At 71.5% G+C, this 4,539-nt stretch carries 3 protein-coding genes and 1 pseudogene; all 4 read right to left on the minus strand.

Annotation, left to right across the window (positions count from 1 at the left end; genetic code table 11):
* Window positions 1-254: 254 nt before the first annotated feature.
* Window positions 255-392, minus strand: a pseudogene (locus LCE31_RS33375) (NUDIX hydrolase); the annotation flags it as partial.
* Between the two features lie 249 nt (window positions 393-641).
* On the minus strand, window positions 642-839 hold the full coding sequence (locus LCE31_RS33380; protein ID WP_225021159.1) for a hypothetical protein: 198 nt from the start codon (window positions 837-839) through the stop codon (window positions 642-644).
* 212 nt (window positions 840-1,051) lie between these two features.
* Window positions 1,052-3,313, minus strand: a complete 2,262-nt coding sequence (locus LCE31_RS33385) for a hypothetical protein (protein ID WP_225021162.1) — start codon at window positions 3,311-3,313, stop codon at window positions 1,052-1,054.
* Entirely contained in the window at window positions 3,313-4,386 is a 1,074-nt protein-coding gene (locus LCE31_RS33390) for a hypothetical protein (RefSeq protein ID WP_225021164.1), read from the minus strand. Before LCE31_RS33390 ends, LCE31_RS33385 begins: the two co-directional genes overlap by 1 nt.
* Window positions 4,387-4,539: the final 153 nt, after the last annotated feature.

Below are 4,539 nucleotides of genomic sequence, written 5' to 3' on the forward strand. Positions count from 1 at the left end.
GGGCGCCCGGGGGGTTTCGGCCCCCCCCCCGGGGCCGGGGGCCCGGGGGGGGGCCCGGCCCTTTTTTTTTGGGGGGGGGGGGGGGGGGTGGGGGGCCCCCCGGGGGGGGGGTGGGCAGGTGGAGGTAGCCGAACGAGGTAAGGCGGATCGAGTGCAAAGGGTTCTCCCGCTCGGTGGTGGAGGACGGGGTCACCGGAGCGCCGCGCCCGGCCGTCCGGCTCAGGGGCGGCGCTCTGATGTCTGGCGGCGAGGGCTCAGGCGGTCTTGGCGGCGTTGAGGATGTCGGCGTGGTCGAAGGCCAGCCGGTCCGGCAGGTCGTTCAGGGGCCACCAGCGGGCGCGCCGGGCGTCGTCTCCGGCGACGATCGGGGTGTCGGCGGGGACGGTGGCCGCGCTGCGCCTGGTCGGGTTCGCGGCGGGCCTGGGCGAGTTGCCGGGCGAGGGTGGGGCAGGTGCAGGCGTCGGCGTCCGCGTTGTGGAGGCGGGCGACGCAGCCGGGCACCAGCCAGCGGGTCCCGTCGGGTTCCTGTACCCAGTAGCAGGCCAGCGGTGGCCGGGTCCTGCCGTCCTCCTCGGTCGTGTCGCTCGTGTTCATCGTGTTCTCCTTCCGGGGCCGATCGTCTCTTGGCCTCGCTCGCACGGTCAGTCGAATTGGATGGAGGCACCGAGGATGGCCATCGCCATCCGCTGCTCTCCGGCTCGGCCGCCGACAGTCCTGGCCTGTTCGCACAGCTGGTCGGATAGATGGTTGTCACCGGCGTTCAGCTGGTCAGCTGCCTTCTGGATCTCTCGTGCGGTCACAGTCGTCTGGGCGGGCTTCTTACGGCGGAACAGGCTCATGGCAGCTCCTTGGATTGGTGGTGGTGAGGCACGTGGGCGGGGTAGGCCGGTCGGCCTGTCCGGTCCTCGCCCCGCGGGGGGGGGCGAGGGCCAGGCAGGGCGGCGGGTCGGCGCTAGTGGAAGGGGCGCACGTTGTCCGCGGAGTCGCCGACTGGCCCCGCAACCCTTCTGGTTCTGGGAGGGTGCGGGGCCGCCGGGGGAGCTGTGAGATGTCAGTACTGGAGATCGGAGGGCAGTTGCCTGCCGGTCTCCGCGTCGTAGGCGGCGCCGGTGGGTGACAGGCGCACGGTGCGGACGATGCCGGGGGAGCCGTCGTGCCAGGTCTTGCCGCCAACGGCGATCTTTACTGTCACGTCGGCGAGCGGGTCGGTGACGGGCAGGGTGATCTCCGGCGTCAGCGGGTACCACCCGTCCTTGCGCACGCTGGTGGCGGTCTTGTCGTCCGCCTCGATGTGCAGGTACTTGGCGTTCTTGTCGAAGTAGGAGCGCAGTTCGACGGTCACCTTGTCCCGGTAGATGCTCCACTGCGCAATGGGGTAGGCGTGGACTCCGTCGAGGTTGAGCGCCGCTCCGGCCCGGCCCCTGAACGCTTGCGCCTTGGCCGCACGTTCCTGCTGCTGCTGTTCCTGGTGGGAGTGCTGCACGATTCCGGCGGTGGCGATGCTTGCAGCGGCAACCGCGGCGACGGCGGGCCAGGTACGCCGCCGAGCCGACGAACCCCCTGCGTGGTCGGGGGCCGGCGCGGGCTCGGGCGCGGCGACCGGGGGCGGCTGCGGTCCGCTGTACCACTGCGGGGTGCTCTGCTCGCTCGTGAACCAGTCACCCTCGGTGTTGGCTCCCATGGCCTCTTCCTTCCTCATGTTCACGATGGTGGCGCGCAGTTGCTGCGCCTGGGCGGGGTTTCCGCCGATGTCAGCCACGCGGGCCCGGGTCGACAGCCAGGAGGCGGCCTGGGGTGAGTTGATGCCGTGGGCGGCGATGTCTGCGCGCTCGCCGAGGGCGGCGAGTTCGGCAGCCTCGCTGTGCCGGCCTTCCAGCGCGGCTTGCAGGACCGCCTCGTGCCTGGCGTTGTCCTCGTGCTGGGCGTCGGTGTCGATGACGTTGGGCGGCATCTCCCAATCCCAGTTCTCCTGGTCCCGCTCGGTCGGCGGCTCTTCCTGGTCGGTCAGGAGATCTTCGAGGGGCGCCAGCAGGTCTTCGTCGTGGACGTCGTCGTCGCCCTCCTCGGGCAGGCTGGCCTCCTCTATCACCAAGTTCTCGCCCGCCTCGTCCTCGTCTACAGCGTCTTCGTCTTTGGCGGGGGTGTGCTGGGCGTTGCGGCGGCGGGTGGAGGTGTCGGTGAGGGTGATCTCGTCGTTGTCGAGGAGGGTCTGGACGACGTCGATGTGGTGGGCGCCGACTTTCCAGACGGCTTGTCCTGGGTCGAGGTTGGGGATCATGGTGATGGCCCAGTCGGGCAGGCCCAGGAGCGTGCCGACGAGGGCGGCTTCTTTGGGGCCGAGGCGTCCGACGTGGGCGACCTCGCACAGCCGGGCGAGGTCCTGGGCCCGTCCCTCACCGAGGTCGGAGAGGGTGTGCATGACCGCGTGCAGCGACAGCCCCGTTTTGCGGGAGTTCTTCAGCAGGCGCTGGATCAGCTCGCTGGTGTCGGTGGACAGGAGGATCTGCCAGGCCTCCTCGATGACCAGGTGGCGGTGCACGGCCGTCGACTGCGGCAGCCATACGTGCTCCGCCCAGCACGACACCGCCGCCATCAGCGCCGGAATCGCCGGGCTGTTGCGGTCGAGGCCGGTGAAATCGAAGGAGAGGATGGGCAGGTCGGTCTCGGGCAGGCTCGCGTCCTGTCCGTCGAACAGGCCGCTCAGCGAGCCGTCCGTGTAGCGGGAGAGGGCGAGCGCGGCGGGCTCGCCCCACTCGGCCAGTCGCGCGGCCGGCCACCGGCCGTCCTGCGGGGCGACGAGCGCGTCGATCAGCCCATTGAGCGACGTGGCCTTCGGGTGGTTCAGAGCGTGCTGGAGGGCGTGGGTGGCGTGGTGGGTGAGGGTGCCGGGTTCGGCCGCGACGATCAGCGAGCGGACCAGCTCCTCGCGCACGGGGGGCGGGAACAGCTCCGAGCAGGGGTTGAGGGTGAACTCGCCGGCGCGGATGACCCGGCCCCCCAGGGAGCGCGTCACCGGCCCCCACTCGCCGACATTGTCGTTGTTCTGACCAGAGTCGATGACGACGGCCTGGTGCTGGTGCTGGAGGATCTCGCGCCGGATGCACACCTTCTTCGTCGCGGACTTTCCGGACCCGAGCCCACCCAAGGCGATGCTGCTCGTGGAAGGCAGGAGCGCCGCGTCGGCCTGGACGGGGGAGAGGCAGAACTGCCGGCCGTCCAGCAGGGAACGCCCGATCGGGATGCCGGGAAAGGCGGTGTTGGAGGCGATGAGGGGGGCGGTGATCGCGGCGTGGCTGGAGGGCAGGCGGATCATCAGAGGATGGCCCCTTTCCTGGTGGAGGCTCCGTGCGGGGTGGTCATGACGTGGGCGCGGTGCTGCTGGCCGGGCAGCCAGTCGAGGCGGATGCGGTGGCGGTCCGCGCTCAGCGAGGCTTGCCAGCGGGCCTCGCGTACGTCCTCGGGACTTGGCCCCCACACGGTGAGGTAGGCGTCGAGGTCGACGAGGGCGGCGCCCTGGACCAGGGCGCCGTGGGTGGCGCCGTCGGCGAGCTCGTGGGCGGCGGCCTTGACCTTGTCGGTGGTGAACGCCTCCCCCGCAGCCGACTGCCATTTCGCGGAGCGCCGTGACTGCGCGGCCGGCAGCGGCCGGTACAGAACGGCCAGGGAACGGTCCGTGCCGTGCCCGAGCAGGAGGCGTGCCATGAGGTCGCCGCTGGCTTCGTCGGGCCAGGCGGTGATGCGGGCTGTCGAGGCGTAGCGGCCGTCTTCCAGGGCGACCCACCCCGGGCCACGGCCCGTGACTACGGGGACGGGCTCGGGGGTGAGAGGCGTGAGGGCGCCGAGGTGGGCGAACTCGCCCTGGACGGTGTCCAGGATCCGCTCTGGCTGGCTGGTCAAGCCTTTGGGGACGTGGACGGAGACGGTCTGTGTGTGCTCGGTGTATTCGCGGACGGTGGCGTGGTGGGTGATGTGGACCTGGATGCCGGCGTTGCGGGTCTGCCCGCCGGCGAACGTCAGCGCGTGGGAGAGCGCTTCGTGGAACGCGGTTCGGCGGGAGGTGTCCTGCATGGTGCCGTGCTCGGGGTACACGCCCCACGTCGCGGTGGTGCCGGCCTGGCCCGTCATGGCGTCGGGCACGGTGCGTTCGCGCAGGTGCCGGTAGCCGACCGTGGCCCACCGGGCGATCGAACGCGGCCCGGGCGCCACGTTGATCAACGCGGCAGCCGCGCCGACCGCGCCGAACGTCCAGGCGGGCGGGGGAGCAAGGAGCGCCGACATGAGCATGGCGCCGCCCAGACCCGCGTTGGCCTTCGTCAGCAGCGATTCAGTCGGGCTCAGGCCGCGCTGCAAGGCGGGGATCCGGTAGCCGGGTGTCAGCGTGTACACAGGGTTCCTCCATCAAGAATGTGTGGGCCGACAAGGCCGGCCCCCGGCGGCCACCCTGAGGGGGGCCCCCCGCGAAGTCGACTGTGCCCGCGGCTACCCCGCGTCGCCGGCCACGCCGCCCACGCCGGGGGCGCCCCGGTTCGCACACACGCT

It is taken from the genome of Streptomyces sp. 8L (genome assembly GCF_020176795.1).
Classification (GTDB): domain Bacteria; phylum Actinomycetota; class Actinomycetes; order Streptomycetales; family Streptomycetaceae; genus Streptomyces.

Bases quoted from the DNA above. Each gene is read 5' to 3' on its own strand.
- LCE31_RS33385 (WP_225021162.1), bottom strand. From the start codon at position 3,313: ATGATCCGCCTGCCCTCCAGCCACGCCGCGATCACCGCCCCCCTCATC.
- LCE31_RS33380 (WP_225021159.1), bottom strand. From the start codon at position 839: ATGAGCCTGTTCCGCCGTAAGAAGCCCGCCCAGACGACTGTGACCGCA.